The organism is Bacillus sp. FSL W8-0640, from assembly GCF_038007725.1.
In the GTDB taxonomy this organism is placed as follows: Bacteria; Bacillota; Bacilli; order Bacillales; family Bacillaceae_G; genus Bacillus_A; species Bacillus_A cereus.
The window spans coordinates 4,008,711-4,023,552 of the sequence record NZ_JBBOXT010000001.1 but is presented as its reverse complement, the minus strand read 5'-3'; the positions used below and the strand labels follow the sequence as shown (position 1 = coordinate 4,023,552).

The window sequence follows — 14,842 nt, the reverse complement described above, 5'->3', positions numbered from 1 at the left end:
GAAAGAGACAGGGGGGCTAAGCATGACGGCGATTCACCGAATGGAGATTCCTGTACCATTTGCAGTGGAAACTGTGAATGTGTTTTTAGTTGAGGGGGAGACATTAACATTAATTGATACAGGGACGAATACAGAAGAGGCAAGGAATGCGTTAGAAAGTCAATTAGGTGCATTAGGACATACGATAGAAGATATTGAAACAGTAGTCATTACGCATCATCATGCAGATCATTGTGGACTTTTAAATATATTTTCTGAGAAGACGAATATTATTGGACATCCTTGGAATGAGCCTTGGATCACACAAAATCCAGAATTTTTAAAGCGGTATCATGAATTTTTTAGAGAGACGGCCTTACAGTTTGGTGTGCCAGCGGCATTTTTGAAAGACGAGTCGTTATTGACGACGAGGACACTTAAATATTCTTGTAATAGATCGTTAACGCATACTGTGAGAGAAGGAGATCGTATTGATTCTTTGCCTGGATTTATAGTACTTGAAACACCAGGTCATGCTTCTACTCATATTTCTTTATATAGAGAATCTGATGGAATATTAATTGGTGGAGATGCTCTCATCAGTCATATTTCTTCGAATCCAATACTAGAACCACCATATGAAGGGCAAACAGAACGGGCACGCCCATTACTACAATATAATCAAACATTACAGCGTTTAAGCGAAATGAATATTTCACGCATTTTATCAGGGCATGGGGAAGATGTTCTAAATGTGAAACAACTTATTGAAACGAGATTACAAAAGCAAGAAACACGTGCTTTTAAAGTGCTTGAGTTATTAAAGGAAAAACCAATGACAGCATTTGAAGTATGTGTAAAACTATTTCCGGTATTATATAAAGAACAATTACCACTTACTATTTCAGAAACGGTTGGACAATTGGACTATTTAGCATATAATCAACAAGTGATGATTGATGAATCATCGCAACAATTGATTTATTATGCAAAGTAGGTGACAGCAATGACAGGACGTTTACAAAATAAAGTAATCGTCATTACAGGTGCTTCTAGTGGGATTGGTGAGCAAGTTGCAATGCAAGTTGCAGCACAGGGAGCGACTCCCGTATTAATGGCTCGAACAGAAGAGAAACTACAAGCGTTAGTAGACAAAATTAAAGAAACTTATAATACGCCTTGCTATTATTATGTATTAGATGTAAGTGAAGAGATGGAAGTACAGTCTGTTTTTTCAAAGGTATTACAAGAAGTGGGACGTATTGATATATTAGTAAACAATGCGGGATTTGGTATTTTTAAAACGTTTGAAGATGCGTCAATGGATGAAGTGAAAGATATGTTCCAAGTAAATGTATTTGGATTAGTAGCATGTACGAAAGCGGTACTACCTTATATGGTAAACAAGAACGAAGGACATATTATTAATATTGCTTCCCTTGCCGGAAAAATTGCAACTCCGAAATCAAGTGCGTATGCAGCAACGAAACATGCTGTATTAGGATTTACGAATAGTTTACGCATGGAATTAGCGAATACAGATATTTATGTTACAGCAATTAATCCAGGTCCGATAGATACAAACTTTTTTGAAATAGCGGATCAATCTGGTACCTATGTAAAGAATATGGGACGTTACATGTTAAAACCAACATACGTAGCAGAACAAATCGTAAAGTCGATGCACACGAAAAAACGTGAAGTAAACTTACCGAAGTGGATGGGAATTGGCCCGAAACTTTATGCTTTATTTCCAGGTTTATTTGAACGTGTAGCAGGTAAATCATTAAGTAAAAAATAGGAGATTTCCACATGGAAATCTCCTATTTTTTATTGTTTTCCAGTCACATAATCATAAACAATATCCTCAATCTCCTCGTATAAATCAATTTCAATATTTGAATGAGTCACCGTTTGAATATGTTTCACTAGCATTTCCTGATCTTCTTTTGATATTGGACTGCATTGATATTGCTGAAAACTTTTTATAATCATTTTCTCAATTAATTTTTCGTTCATATTCTTTCCCGCCTGTATGTACGTATGTATTGTTTTATTGTACTTGAAGTGAAATAAAAAAACTACCATGCACTATTTTTGTATAAAAATCCGGTTGTGTATATTGTTTTTCTAGTAAAATTAAGTTTTTTAAGTTTGTGAAATTTATAAATATTTAATTGACTCTATAAATATACAATATTATAATCATACTTAATTTAAAGAATCGATTTGAGGAGGAACTTATGAAAGTCGCAATTATTGGAGCCACTGGATATGGGGGCATTGAGTTAATTCGTTTATTAGAACAACATCCATATTTTTCTATAGCATCTCTTCATTCTTTTTCACAAGTTGGTGAGTGTATAACAAATGTATATCCGCATCTTCGAAATGTCCTCGTTCATACGTTACAAAAAATTGATGTGGAGACAATAGGGAAAGAAGCAGAAATCGTATTTCTAGCAACACCAGCAGGAGTATCGGCGGAGTTAACTCCCAAGTTATTAGCAGAAGGTTTAAAAGTAATTGACCTATCTGGAGACTTTCGTATGATAGATCCTTCGTCATATGAACTGTGGTATAAAAGGCCAGCAGCGAAAGAAGAAATTCTTAGAAAAGCAGTGTATGGGTTAAGTGAATGGAAAAGGACTGAGATTCAAAAGGCAAATTTAATTGCAAACCCAGGATGTTTTGCTACAGCCACATTGCTAGCGATAGCACCGTTAGTACGTAGTAGCAGGATTGAAGAAGATTCGATTATTATTGACGCGAAATCAGGGGTATCAGGAGCAGGTAAAACACCAACAACAATGACTCATTTTCCTGAGCTATACGATAACTTACACATCTATAAAGTAAACCAGCATCAGCACGTTCCAGAGATTGAGCAAATGCTTACAGAATGGAATAGTGAATTACAGCCAATTACATTTAGCACACATTTAATACCGATATCACGAGGAATCATGATTACACTTTATGCAAAAGTAAAACAAAAGATGGAAATAAAGCAACTTCAAAAATTGTATGAAGAAACGTATGAACAATCGCCTTTCATTCGAATTTGTACGCAAGGGAAATTTCCAAGTCCAAAAGAAGTGAGAGGCTCAAATTATTGTGATATTGGCATAGCTTACGATGAAAGAACAGAAAGAGTTACGGTCGTTTCTGTTATAGACAATATGATGAAAGGCGCGGCTGGGCAAGCGATTCAAAATGCAAACATAATAGCGGGACTAGAAGAGACAACAGGTTTACAACATATGCCGCTTTATCTATAAGGGGGACATGATGATTAAAGTAGCGTCTATTACAAAATTAGAAAATGGTTCAATTGTAACGCCGAAAGGCTTTTCGGCAATTGGTACTGCAAATGGTCTGAAAAAGGAGAAAAAGGATTTAGGGGCAATCGTTTGTGACGTACCAGCATCATGTGCCGCTGTGTATACAACGAATCAAATACAAGCAGCCCCTTTGCAAGTAACGAAGGATAGTATAACGGCAGAAGGGAAGTTACAAGCAATTATCGTTAATAGTGGAAATGCAAATGCTTGTACTGGAATGAAAGGATTACAAGACGCATACGAGATGCGCACATTAGGGGCGGAACATTTTGGATTGAAAGAAAATTACGTTGCAGTAGCTTCAACAGGTGTAATTGGTGTTCCGCTGCCGATGGATATAATCCGAAAGGGAGTTGCAACTCTTATACCGACGAAGGAAGAAAGTGAAGCATATTCTTTTTCTGAAGCAATTTTAACGACGGATCTCATAACGAAAGAAACTTGCTATGAAATGATTATTGATGGGAAGAAAGTGACGATTGCGGGTGTTGCAAAAGGTTCAGGGATGATTCATCCGAATATGGCAACGATGCTTAGTTTTATTACGACAGATGCTCATATAGAGCATGACGTATTGCAAACGGCATTATCCCAAATTACGAATCATACATTTAATCAAATTACGGTAGATGGAGATACTTCTACGAATGATATGGTCATCGTTATGGCAAGTGGATTATCAGAAACAAGGCCGATAAATATGGAACATACAGATTGGGAAACTTTCGTATGTGCTTTACAGAAGGCATGTGAAGATTTAGCAAAAAAAATTGCGCAAGATGGTGAAGGCGCTACGAAGTTAATAGAAGTAAATGTGCTAGGAGCTCAAACGAATGAAGAGGCAAAAAAAATTGCAAAGCAAATAGTCGGTTCGAGTCTTGTGAAAACAGCAATACATGGTGAAGACCCAAACTGGGGACGAATTATTAGCAGTATTGGACAAAGTGAAGTAGCTATTAGTCCGAATACAATTGACATTACTCTTCAATCTATATTGGTATTAAAAAATAGTGAGCCTCAAACATTTTCTGAAGAAGAAATGAAAGAGAGATTACAAGAAGATGAAATAGTCATTAATGTGTACTTACACTTAGGAGAAGAGACAGGATCAGCTTGGGGCTGTGACTTAAGCTATGAATATGTGAAAATAAACGCTTGTTATCGTACATAAGGAGAGAGAAGATGAGCGAATATATTGTAGTGAAATGCGGCGGTAGTATGTTGAATCAATTAAAAGCTGTGTTTTTTGAATGTATAAAGAAATTGCAACAGAAGTATAAAGTAGTGATTGTTCATGGTGGTGGGCCAGAAATTGATGCCAAATTAAAAGATTGTAACATCAACGTAGAAAAAAGAGATGGATTACGCGTAACACCAAAAGAAGTTATGGATGTTGTTCAAATGGTGCTATGCGGAAGTACGAATAAAAAACTCGTAATGAATTTACAAAAGCATAATTTACTTGCGGTAGGTTGTTCAGGATGTGACGGCAATTTACTTCAAGTTCAACCTGTCAGTGAAGAGATAGGATATGTGGGGGAAGTAAGTTATGTAGAAACAGCCTTATTAAAAGGATTAATGAATATGGAGTATATTCCTGTTATTGCTCCAATCGGGGTAAATGGTAATGAAGTTTATAACATAAATGCGGACAATGCTGCAGCTGGGATTGCGGCTGCGTTAGGGGCAAAAGAGCTTATTTTTATTACGGATGTAGATGGAATATTACATGAAGGGAATTTGGTAAAGGAAACGGATGAATCTGAAATTGCTACTTTTATAGAAACAGGTGTTATTACAGGTGGGATGATTCCGAAAGTACAGGCGGCACTAGCATCATTAAAAATGGGAGTGCAAAAGATAAGTATTGTGAATGGTACAAAAGATTTTACTGAGGTTACGGGAGAGTGTATTGGAACGACGGTAACGAAAGGTGTGAGTATTGCATGACGAGTCATCTTTTTCAAACGTATGGCAGAAGAACTATTGAGTTTGTAAAGGGAACTGGAACGAAAGTTATTGATAATAACGGTAAGGAATATTTAGATTTCACATCAGGAATTGGCGTATGTAATTTAGGACATTGTCACCCTACTGTTCTCAAAGGTGTACAAGAGCAACTTGATGATATATGGCATATATCTAACCTGTTTACAAACAGCTTGCAAGAAGAAGTTGCGTCATTATTAACAGAAAATAGAGAATTAGATTATGTGTTTTTCTGTAATAGTGGGGCAGAGGCAAATGAAGCGGCTTTAAAGTTAGCACGTAAGCATACTGGAAAATCTCTCGTCGTAACATGCCAGCAGTCTTTTCACGGTAGAACATTTGGAACGATGAGTGCAACGGGCCAAGATAAGGTAAAAGAAGGATTTGGTCCATTACTTCCATCTTTTTTACATATCCCTTTTAACGATATTAAAGCATTAGAGGAAGTAATGAATGAAGAAGTTGCGGCGGTAATGGTAGAAGTTGTTCAAGGAGAGGGAGGAGTAATACCTGCTGATCTATCTTTTTTGAAAGAGATTGAAACATTATGTAATAAGTTCGGTTCCTTATTTATTATAGACGAAGTACAAACGGGGATAGGAAGAACTGGAACACTATTCGCTTATGAACAAGTGGGAATAGAGCCTGATATCGTTACCGTTGCAAAGGCGCTTGGGAATGGGATTCCTGTTGGAGCGATGATTGGCCGGAAAGAGCTCGGAGCGTCGTTTACTGCAGGATCACACGGTTCAACTTTTGGCGGGAATTACATCGCGATGGCTGCAGCGAAAGAAGTATTGCAAGTAAGTGAAAAACCATCGTTTTTAAAAGAAGTACAAGAAAAAGGCGAGTACGTATTAGAGAAGTTGCAAGAGGAATTACAGCATGTCGAATGTATTCAAAATATACGTGGTAAGGGGCTTATGATTGGGATTGAGTGTAAGCATGAAGTTGCAAGTTTTATAGAACAACTAGAAAACGAAGGACTTCTCGTATTACAAGCAGGTCCTAATGTGATAAGACTATTACCGCCACTCATTGTCACGAATGAAGAGTTAGAACAGGCAGTATATATAATAAAAAAAGTAGTTTGTACAAAAAACGTATCAATCATATAAGGGGGAAGTTTCATGTCAACTGTACAAGTACCGAAATTAAATACGAAAGATCTTTTAACACTAGAAGAATTAACGAAAGAAGAAATTATTTCTTTAATTGAGTTCGCTATATATTTAAAAAAGAATAAGCAAGAGCCTTTATTACAAGGCAAAATATTAGGGCTTATTTTTGATAAGCATTCAACTCGTACTCGTGTATCTTTTGAAGCAGGAATGGTACAGCTCGGGGGACATGGTATGTTTTTAAGTGGGAAAGAGATGCAAATGGGAAGAGGAGAAAGCGTTTCAGATACTGCGAAAGTATTATCGCAGTATATTGATGGGATCATGATACGTACATTCTCACACGCGGATGTAGAAGAGCTTGCAAAAGAATCGAGTATTCCTGTTATTAACGGTTTAACGGATGATCACCATCCTTGTCAAGCATTGGCAGACCTTATGACGATATACGAAGAAACAAATACATTTAAAGGAATAAAATTGGTTTACGTAGGTGACGGAAATAATGTATGTCATTCATTGTTGCTAGCGAGTGCAAAAGTCGGAATGCATATGACTGTGGCAACGCCTGTAGGGTATGAACCGAATGAAGAGATTGTAAAAAAAGCGTTAGCAATTGCCAAGGAAACAGGAGCTGAAATTGAAGTTTTGCATGATCCTGAATTAGCGGTGAATGAAGCAGATTTCATTTATACTGACGTTTGGATGAGCATGGGGCAAGAGGGCGAAGAAGAGAAGTATACTTTATTTCAACCTTACCAAATCAATAACGAACTTGTTAAGCATGCGAAGCAAACATATCGTTTCTTACACTGTTTACCTGCCCATCGTGAAGAAGAAGTAACAGGAGAAATTATAGATGGACCGCAGTCTATCGTCTTTGAGCAAGCTGGTAATCGATTGCATGCTCAAAAAGCGTTATTAGTGAGTTTATTTAAAAATGTAGAAGAGCCTTCCTAAAAGGGAGGTTTTTTTATATTAAAATGTCGGATGTATATTTGGTTAACCATTTCGATATCATTTATAATAAAAGAGAAAACTAAATTTGTTTTTCAGAGTGTGTAAGGACATACTACATATAAAAATATAGTTAAAGAGATGATGAGGGTGAAAACAACTAAGAAAACATATTCGTTTTTCCAGCGGATGTGGAGAATATTAAAGTTTCAATATTATAAGTTGCTTCGATCGCCAGAAGGCGCAAAGAAAGTATCGTTAGGGTTTGCTATAGGATTCGGCTTAGAAATGTTAGTCATTTATACGGCATCGCTCGTATATGTAATATTTTATCCAATCGTCAGGTTAGCAAAGGGATCTTTTCCAGCGGCAGTTATTGGCAATATTATTGGGAAAATATCGTTTCTCCCAGTATTTTTATTTCCGCTTGCGTATGCGTTAGGAAAAATGATTTATCCATTTCATGTACAGAAAATTCATCATGAACCATTTACGATATCGGACTTGTTTTCAAGTCACATTTTTACGATATTAAAGAGCTTATTACAAAGTGAAGTGTATGTATTAATTGGAATGACGATTTTAGGAGTTGTGTTTGGTCTCATTTCATATTTCGTTGTGCATTATTTATACGAAAAGAACCGTAAGTTACGTTTGAAGAAAAGGAAGAAACGAGTGAGAGAACCACTTGTACAATTATAAACAATGTCACATTCATTTTCTCCTTTGAATATGTTTAAGAAAAAGGAGGAGAGGATAATGTATTATTATTACGTACCTCAAGTATATCCATATGTAAATTATTATCCGGTTTATGATACGAGTAGACAATACGAATTATATCGGCAACAACAATTACAGCAATTATCACAAATACCACAATTACCAACACAACAGCCTACACAGGAAAAAAAACCATATTTAACAACATGGCCATATTCCAATGTATACTATGGTAACTATTACGAATCATAAAGCTGCTTCTATTTAGAAGCAGCTTTATACGTTTGTTTTCAAAATTAAATTTTGAATGGTTTGAAGAGAATGAATGAGCTTTTCGCGCTCTTCCTCAGATAATGTTTGGAAATTTTCTTTTAGTTTGTCTAAAATGAATTGCTGATACTGATTTACTAATAATTTCCCTTCAGCTGTTAGGGAAATTAAAATGACCCGTCGATCTTTTTCGCTATAATGACGCTCTATTAGTTCTTCTTGAATAAGTTTGTTTAATAGAGGTGTCATGTTAGGCCGTGAAATCGCTAGCCGCTTGCCGATTTCGGAAACTGCTAATGTGCCGTTTTCATGCAAAAGCAGTAATACTTGTGTATGTGATGGCGGCATATGTCTTTGAGAAGAAAATTCTCCAGGAAGCATAAATTTGCGATAAAAAAGAGGCACTAGCGAAAGAAGATGATCAACAATACGTTCCCACTCGCGTGATTCCATATAAAGGCCCCCTTCCACTATCATTGTAACAAAAAAGACATGTTATAAAAATAGAATTGTTTCATGGTCGCTTTAATATTTGTAGGATAACACTTGCTTTGTAAATGTATTGGCAATAATTGCATAGCCGTTATCATTTGGGTGTACTTGGTCAAATAATAACTCTTTTTTATCATTCGATATTAATTTGCGAATTGGTAAAACGATAGATGGTTGATTTGCTTTGGAAATGGAATAAACAGATTCATTCCAGCCATCTAAAAACATATCTGCATAACTTGCGATGGAGTCATCGAGTTGTAACGGGTTATAGAGTTCTGAGAGAATGAGTAAAGCGTCCGGATTTTGATCTCGAACTGTCTTTACAATACTTTTTATATCCGCTTCAAAATGGGCTTTTTCTTTATTTAACATTTTTATACCATCTATAACACCAACATCACGATTTAAACGAAATAAATTATTTCCTCCAATATTAATTGTAATTATATTTGCTGCTCTAATTTTTTCCTTTACATCTTCTGATTGAACTTTTTTAGCGAGACGATCTGTTGTAAGACCGTTTACCCCAAGGTTTTCTACTGTAATTGGTTTATGAATTTGTGCTTCTATTTGCTTAGAAGCTAATTCAGCAAATCCACCTTGTGTCGATCCATATCCTTTAGCGAGTGAATCGCCTAATACAAGATGATAAAAAGATTCGTTTGTTTGCTTATCAATCCAATTTGGGGCAGATGTTTTTTCTGTTTTTTCTTCAGATTCATTTTGTTTTGTCTCGTCGTTCTTTTCAAAATAAGAATAAGAAATGATCAGAAGGAGGAGACAAACAATTGTTAAGATGACTTTTTTCATAAATTCATCCTCCTTGTAATTGGTAATTGTATCATATTCAGCAGTATTAGCAATGTAAGGGCATATTATATGTTTATGAGAAGTTTATAATAACTTTACAGAAAATTTGTTGAAGTTTGTCAAAAAATATTGACGATAGGAAAGAACTTTATATATGATAATGTCAGATAAGGTGAAACTTTAATGAGTGGGAGCTTTATTTCCTATTAATTGTTAGTCTTCATCAATCGGGCGTTTAAGGGGACTACTCGTTAGCGCAGGATGAAATGAAAATTGTGTCTCTAATAGAAGAAAAAAGGTATGTGGTTAGAGACAGATAGGGATTCATTTCATTATTTCTGGTAATTGTATAAGGGGGATTTTTTGTGAAAAAGTCAAAAAAAATGCTGGCTGGAGCAACTCTTGCGATTGGTGTTATAGCACCGCAAGTAATGCCAGCAACAGCTCATGCAGATGAGAACACTGGGGAGAGTACAGTTAACTTACGAATTCTAGAAACATCAGATATTCACGTTAACTTAATGAATTACGATTATTATCAAACGAAAACAGATAATAAAGTAGGTCTCGTACAAACGGCAACACTCGTTAATAAAGCACGTGAAGAAGTGAAGAACTCTGTCCTATTTGATGATGGGGATGCATTACAAGGGACACCGCTTGGAGATTATGTAGCAAATAAAATAAAAGATCAGAAGAATCGTGTGGATCCTAGTTATACACATCCATTATATCGTGTAATGAATTTAATGAAGTATGACGTCATCTCTCTTGGGAATCATGAATTTAACTACGGTTTAGATTATTTAAATAAAGTGATTGAAAAAACGGATTTCCCGGTTATTAACTCGAATGTCTATATAGATGACCATGATGGTAATGATGAGAATGACGAGCATTACTTTGATAAACCATATCATATTTTAGAGAAAGAAGTAGTGGATGAAGCAGGCCAAAAACAAATAGTGAAGATTGGTGTAATGGGATTTGTTCCACCACAAATTATGAATTGGGATAAAGCGAATTTAGAAGGAAAAGTAAAGGCAAAAGATATTGTGCAAACAGCGAAAAAATTAGTTCCGGAAATGAAGGCGCAAGGTGCGGATATTATAGTTGCACTAGCGCATTCAGGTGTTGATAAGAGTGGATACAACGAAGGAATGGAAAATTCATCGTTTTATTTAGCGACAGAAGTTCCTGGCGTAGATGCAGTATTAATGGGACATTCACATACTGAAGTGAAGGATGTATTTAATGGTGTTCCAGTTGTAATGCCTGGTGTCTTTGGAAGTAACTTAGGTATTATTGATATGCAATTGAAAAAGGTAAACGGAAAATGGGAAGTACAAAAAGACCAATCTAAGCCACAACTTCGCCCGATTGCTAATAGTAAAGGTACCCCATTAGTAGAATCTGATCAAAAATTAGTTAATGAAATTAAAGATGAGCATCAAGCGACAATCGACTATGTAAATACACCTGTAGGTAAAACGAAAGCACCAATTAATAGTTATTTTTCATTAGTACAAGATGATCCTTCCGTACAAATTGTGACAAATGCGCAAAAATGGTATGTAGAACAAGAACTTAAAAAACCAGAGTACGAAGAGATTAAAGATATTCCGGTTTTATCTGCAGGCGCACCATTTAAAGCAGGTGGCCGAAACGGTGCTACATATTATACGGATATTCCAGCTGGAACGTTAGCAATTAAAAACGTTGCAGATTTATACGTGTATCCAAATACGTTATATGCTGTAAAAGTAAATGGGGCACAAGTGAAAGAATGGCTTGAAATGTCTGCAGGTCAGTTTAATACAATTGATCCAAAGAAAACAGAAGAACAGCCATTAGTAAATATAGGCTATCCTACATATAACTTCGATATTTTAGATGGCTTAAAATACGAAATTGATGTAACACAACCGGCGAAATACGATAAAGATGGAAAAGTTGTAAATGCAAATACGAATCGTATTGTAAATATGACATATGAAGGTAAGCCAGTAGCTGATGATCAAGAGTTCATCGTCGCTACAAATAACTATCGTGGAAGTAGTCAAACGTTCCCAGGTGTAAGTAAAGGGGAGGTTGTATACCAATCACAAGATGAAACACGTCAAATCATTGTGAAGTATATGCAAAAAATAAAAAATATTGATCCAGCAGCTGATCAAAATTGGACGTTTAAACCGATTGTTGCAGATAAATTACATACAACATTTGATTCTTCACCAAATGCACAAAAGTATATAAAGAAAGATGGGAACATATCATATGTTGGACCATCTGAAAATGAATTTGCTAAATATGCAATTGATATAACGAAGAAAAATGATGATAAAGAAACTGGTGAAGGAAATCCAACGACACCGCCAACAGGTGGGGGAGAAAATCCAACAACACCGCCAACAGGTAATGGAGAAAACCCAACACCACCAACAGAAGAAGGTAATAATGGTAATGAACCAAAACAAGATGGAAACAATACTGGATCTGGACAAACTACAACAGATGATCAAAATACAAAAGAAACAACAACAACTGTAAGTGAAAATAAAGAAGCTGAAAAAGATGAACGTGATTTACCGAAAACAGGTGCAAGTATTGCTTCTACAATTGGAGCGGGTCTTGCGTTTGTTGGAGCGGGATTACTTATGTTATTTAGAAGAAAGAAAGCGAATAGATAGTCGAGAAATATAAAAAGGATTACCGATTTGGTAATCCTTTTTATTATATTATGAAACTGGTACTGCTTTTTCTTTTTTCCATGAAAGGCCGAATCCAGTAAAGCCGACGATAATGGTTACGACTGGACATGCTAAACAGAAGATTGCGTATGGCAGGTAATCGAATGTTGGAACGCTAAGAACGTTTGTTAAGAATACGCCACTTACACCCCATGGTACGAGTGGATTAATTACTGTACCAGCATCTTCTAATACTCGTGATAAATTACGACGTTCTAAACCGACTTCATCGTATTTATTAGCAAATGCTTGTCCTGTTAAAACGATGGATAAGTACTGCTCACCGAGTAAGAAGTTTACACCAATTGCAGTTGAAGCAGTAGAAATAATTAAGCGTGTACTAGTTTTTACGAAGCTAGAGATAATATTCATCAGCTGCGCTATAATACCCATTCCTTGTAATAATCCTCCCATACAAAGAGCTAGGAAAATAAGAGCAATTGACATCATCATACTTTGCAGGCCACCGCGAGATAATAAGCTATCAATATCTTTGATACCAGTTTTAGAAACGTAACCGTCTTGCATAATTTTTATTAAATCAGCTAAAGAAGTGCTAGGTTTAAAAATAAAGAGAATAATAATCCCTACCACAATTCCTGCAAGTAATGTTGGAACTGCGGGTACCTTTTTAAATGCGAATAGGAACAGTAATAAAATAGGAATCAGTGTAACGATAGAAATCGTTGCATTTTTTTCTAATGTGTTAATAAATGCTGAGAAATCAACGTTTCCACCAGATCCGCTTCCTAAAATGAAAAATGCGATAAAAGCAATAATGAAAGCTGGCACTGTTGTCCAAAGCATGTTACGAATATGTTCAAATAAATCTACACCCGTTACAGCAGGCGCTAAGTTTGTTGTATCAGATAAAGGAGACATTTTATCTCCGAAGAATGCCCCAGAGATAATTGCACCAGCAATAAGAGCTGGATCGTATCCAAGGGCAGTACCCATTCCCATAAAGGCAAGTCCTACAGTTGCAGCAGTTGTAAAAGCACTACCGATACTCGTTCCAACAATTGCACAAACAACAAAAACAGTTGGAACGAAAATTTTTGGAGATACAAGTTGGAAGCCGTATACCATTAAAGTTGGAATAGTTCCAGCTGCGATCCAAATGCTAATTAATACGCCTACAAGTAAGAAAATAAATATAGATGGAATACCAGCTGAAATACTACTTATCATTCCTTTTTCCATAGTAGACCAATCAATTTTTTTCATAAATCCAAACGCTAATAAAAGAACGATGCCAAATAAAATCGGGATGTGTGGTGAAACTTCTAATTTGATAACACTAAAGCCAATGCAGAAAAAGATAAAAATTGTTAAAAGAACAGACTCAATTTTTGAAACCATTGTTTTCCCCTCCTAAGTAATATGAAATAGCTCTTTTTTATATAAAATTCGCCAATATTGTATATTTCCTTCTAAAATTTAGAATTTTGTGACAAATTACCGGTAATTGTTTGTTCTTCTATATGATACGGAAATGATTGGATAAAAAAACGTCCCTGCATATAATTATGCAGGGACGAAGAAATCGCGGTACCACCCTAGCTTGTGAAATGAATGTATCACAAAATAAAGGGTCATATGATATGCGCTTATAAAATAAAAAACGCCCCTGCAATATATGCAGGGACGAAAAATTCGCGGTACCACCCTAAATTGTGAAACAGTGTCGTTTCACCACTTTTTAGACATAACGGTCTATAACCGTCTTTCACTACTCCTCACGTTTCGTAAAAGAAGCTCCAGGGGGTAATTCATAATTCGCTCTGTACTGGTTCGCACCGACCACCAGCTCTCTGAAATCAGAAATCGAAATACTACTAAATCCTATCAACGCCGATTCATATGATGTTAGTTAAATTTTTATCATATTTTCATCTTACATGTCAATAAAAATATTAAATGTTTTTTTAGGGAAATAAAGGATAATTGTTTTTAATGCTGTAAAAATGTACGTTATAATGAATTTGAAAGGGGGAGGAAAGAGTGAAGAAAAAAATAATTCTTTTTACCACTTTATTAGTTATTGGAGGAAGTGCTGGAATTTACACAGCTTTTGCGGCTGAATCAGAGCAGCTGAAACAAAAGCAAATACAACAGTCAGAAGTGAAGAAAGTAAAAGAAATAGAAGAGAAGAAATCAATGGAAAAAGCAGCAGAGAAACTAGGAGTTTCTACAGAGGGAAAAACAAAAGAAGAGGTTACGAAAGAAGTAAATACCGCTAGGTTTGAGAAGCGTCATGATTTATTAATTGAGCACGCTAAGCAACTTGGAATTGATACAGAGGGGAAAAAAGATGAAGAAATTATTTTAGAAATTGGAAAGATACAGCATGGAAAGTAGAACAACTTATCGTATGATAAGTTGTTCTTTTTTAAGAACTATT

The 14,842-nt window shown here is 35.7% G+C and carries 15 protein-coding genes and 1 other annotated feature; of the genes, 11 read left to right on the top strand and 4 right to left on the bottom strand.

Going from position 1 to position 14,842, the window contains the following annotated elements; translation table 11 throughout:
- The first annotated feature begins 22 nt into the window (after nt 1–22).
- Together N2V80_RS20690 and N2V80_RS20685 are read left to right on the top strand one after the other, a co-directional pair.
- Nucleotides 23–976, top strand: coding sequence for an MBL fold metallo-hydrolase (locus N2V80_RS20690; RefSeq protein WP_000125118.1), 954 nt, complete (start codon nt 23–25; stop codon nt 974–976).
- A 9-nt stretch (nt 977–985) separates the two neighbouring features.
- Nucleotides 986–1,780, top strand: coding sequence for an SDR family NAD(P)-dependent oxidoreductase (locus N2V80_RS20685; protein WP_000147791.1), 795 nt, complete (start codon nt 986–988; stop codon nt 1,778–1,780).
- Nucleotides 1,781–1,809: 29 nt separating this feature from the next.
- Here the strand turns inward: N2V80_RS20685 and N2V80_RS20680 are convergent, their stop codons facing one another.
- On the bottom strand, nt 1,810–1,998 hold the full coding sequence (locus tag N2V80_RS20680) for a YqzH family protein (protein WP_001003222.1): 189 nt from the start codon (nt 1,996–1,998) through the stop codon (nt 1,810–1,812).
- Nucleotides 1,999–2,222: 224 nt separating this feature from the next.
- On the opposite strand from N2V80_RS20680, the gene argC reads away from it, so the two are divergent.
- The 7 genes from argC (at nt 2,223) to N2V80_RS20645 (ending at nt 8,365) form a co-directional block, all read left to right on the top strand.
- Complete coding sequence (gene argC / locus N2V80_RS20675) at nt 2,223–3,260, top strand: N-acetyl-gamma-glutamyl-phosphate reductase (RefSeq protein WP_061654458.1); 1,038 nt, start codon at nt 2,223–2,225, stop codon at nt 3,258–3,260.
- 10 nt (nt 3,261–3,270) lie between these two features.
- The gene (argJ, locus tag N2V80_RS20670; protein WP_061654457.1) at nt 3,271–4,494 is read left to right on the top strand and encodes a bifunctional glutamate N-acetyltransferase/amino-acid acetyltransferase ArgJ; all 1,224 of its coding nucleotides are present in this window, start codon (nt 3,271–3,273) and stop codon (nt 4,492–4,494) included.
- A gap of 11 nt (nt 4,495–4,505) precedes the next feature.
- Nucleotides 4,506–5,273, top strand: coding sequence for an acetylglutamate kinase (gene argB / locus N2V80_RS20665; RefSeq protein ID WP_000006080.1), 768 nt, complete (start codon nt 4,506–4,508; stop codon nt 5,271–5,273).
- Nucleotides 5,270–6,430, top strand: a complete 1,161-nt coding sequence (locus N2V80_RS20660; protein WP_000200560.1) for an acetylornithine transaminase — start codon at nt 5,270–5,272, stop codon at nt 6,428–6,430. Before argB ends, N2V80_RS20660 begins: the two co-directional genes overlap by 4 nt.
- A 12-nt stretch (nt 6,431–6,442) precedes the next feature.
- The gene (gene argF, locus N2V80_RS20655) at nt 6,443–7,393 is read left to right on the top strand and encodes an ornithine carbamoyltransferase (RefSeq protein WP_061654454.1); all 951 of its coding nucleotides are present in this window, start codon (nt 6,443–6,445) and stop codon (nt 7,391–7,393) included.
- A gap of 138 nt (nt 7,394–7,531) precedes the next feature.
- Complete coding sequence (locus N2V80_RS20650) at nt 7,532–8,092, top strand: DUF2062 domain-containing protein (RefSeq protein WP_002005691.1); 561 nt, start codon at nt 7,532–7,534, stop codon at nt 8,090–8,092.
- Nucleotides 8,093–8,149: 57 nt separating this feature from the next.
- A complete protein-coding gene (locus N2V80_RS20645) occupies nt 8,150–8,365 on the top strand; it encodes a hypothetical protein (protein ID WP_000291957.1) in 216 nt (71 codons plus the stop codon).
- Nucleotides 8,366–8,389: 24 nt separating this feature from the next.
- Here the strand turns inward: N2V80_RS20645 and N2V80_RS20640 are convergent, their stop codons facing one another.
- Both N2V80_RS20640 and N2V80_RS20635 read right to left on the bottom strand, forming a co-directional pair.
- Entirely contained in the window at nt 8,390–8,836 is a 447-nt protein-coding gene (locus tag N2V80_RS20640; RefSeq protein ID WP_000445819.1) for a MarR family winged helix-turn-helix transcriptional regulator, read from the bottom strand.
- Between the two features lie 72 nt (nt 8,837–8,908).
- On the bottom strand, nt 8,909–9,688 hold the full coding sequence (locus N2V80_RS20635) for a GDSL-type esterase/lipase family protein (protein WP_000755850.1): 780 nt from the start codon (nt 9,686–9,688) through the stop codon (nt 8,909–8,911).
- 365 nt (nt 9,689–10,053) lie between these two features.
- Between N2V80_RS20635 and cpdB the strand changes: the two genes are divergently transcribed.
- Nucleotides 10,054–12,378, top strand: a complete 2,325-nt coding sequence (cpdB, locus tag N2V80_RS20630) for a bifunctional 2',3'-cyclic-nucleotide 2'-phosphodiesterase/3'-nucleotidase (protein WP_061654452.1) — start codon at nt 10,054–10,056, stop codon at nt 12,376–12,378.
- Between the two features lie 48 nt (nt 12,379–12,426).
- Here the strand turns inward: cpdB and nhaC are convergent, their stop codons facing one another.
- Entirely contained in the window at nt 12,427–13,800 is a 1,374-nt protein-coding gene (gene nhaC, locus N2V80_RS20625; RefSeq protein ID WP_000253716.1) for a Na+/H+ antiporter NhaC, read from the bottom strand.
- 278 nt (nt 13,801–14,078) lie between these two features.
- Nucleotides 14,079–14,299 (bottom strand) — a binding site (T-box leader).
- Between the two features lie 143 nt (nt 14,300–14,442).
- On the opposite strand from nhaC, the gene N2V80_RS20620 reads away from it, so the two are divergent.
- Nucleotides 14,443–14,799, top strand: a complete 357-nt coding sequence (locus N2V80_RS20620; RefSeq protein ID WP_000726902.1) for a hypothetical protein — start codon at nt 14,443–14,445, stop codon at nt 14,797–14,799.
- Nucleotides 14,800–14,842: the final 43 nt, after the last annotated feature.

Excerpts from the sequence above, each read along its gene's own strand:
- N2V80_RS20690 (WP_000125118.1), top strand. The coding sequence starts at position 23 with ATGACGGCGATTCACCGAATGGAGATTCCTGTACCATTTGCAGTGGAA.
- N2V80_RS20685 (WP_000147791.1), top strand. The coding sequence starts at position 986 with ATGACAGGACGTTTACAAAATAAAGTAATCGTCATTACAGGTGCTTCT.
- N2V80_RS20680 (WP_001003222.1), bottom strand. The coding sequence starts at position 1,998 with ATGAACGAAAAATTAATTGAGAAAATGATTATAAAAAGTTTTCAGCAA.
- argC (WP_061654458.1), top strand. The coding sequence starts at position 2,223 with ATGAAAGTCGCAATTATTGGAGCCACTGGATATGGGGGCATTGAGTTA.
- argJ (WP_061654457.1), top strand. The coding sequence starts at position 3,271 with ATGATTAAAGTAGCGTCTATTACAAAATTAGAAAATGGTTCAATTGTA.
- argB (WP_000006080.1), top strand. The coding sequence starts at position 4,506 with ATGAGCGAATATATTGTAGTGAAATGCGGCGGTAGTATGTTGAATCAA.
- N2V80_RS20660 (WP_000200560.1), top strand. The coding sequence starts at position 5,270 with ATGACGAGTCATCTTTTTCAAACGTATGGCAGAAGAACTATTGAGTTT.
- argF (WP_061654454.1), top strand. The coding sequence starts at position 6,443 with ATGTCAACTGTACAAGTACCGAAATTAAATACGAAAGATCTTTTAACA.
- N2V80_RS20650 (WP_002005691.1), top strand. The coding sequence starts at position 7,532 with ATGATGAGGGTGAAAACAACTAAGAAAACATATTCGTTTTTCCAGCGG.
- N2V80_RS20645 (WP_000291957.1), top strand. The coding sequence starts at position 8,150 with ATGTATTATTATTACGTACCTCAAGTATATCCATATGTAAATTATTAT.
- N2V80_RS20640 (WP_000445819.1), bottom strand. The coding sequence starts at position 8,836 with ATGGAATCACGCGAGTGGGAACGTATTGTTGATCATCTTCTTTCGCTA.
- N2V80_RS20635 (WP_000755850.1), bottom strand. The coding sequence starts at position 9,688 with ATGAAAAAAGTCATCTTAACAATTGTTTGTCTCCTCCTTCTGATCATT.
- nhaC (WP_000253716.1), bottom strand. The coding sequence starts at position 13,800 with ATGGTTTCAAAAATTGAGTCTGTTCTTTTAACAATTTTTATCTTTTTC.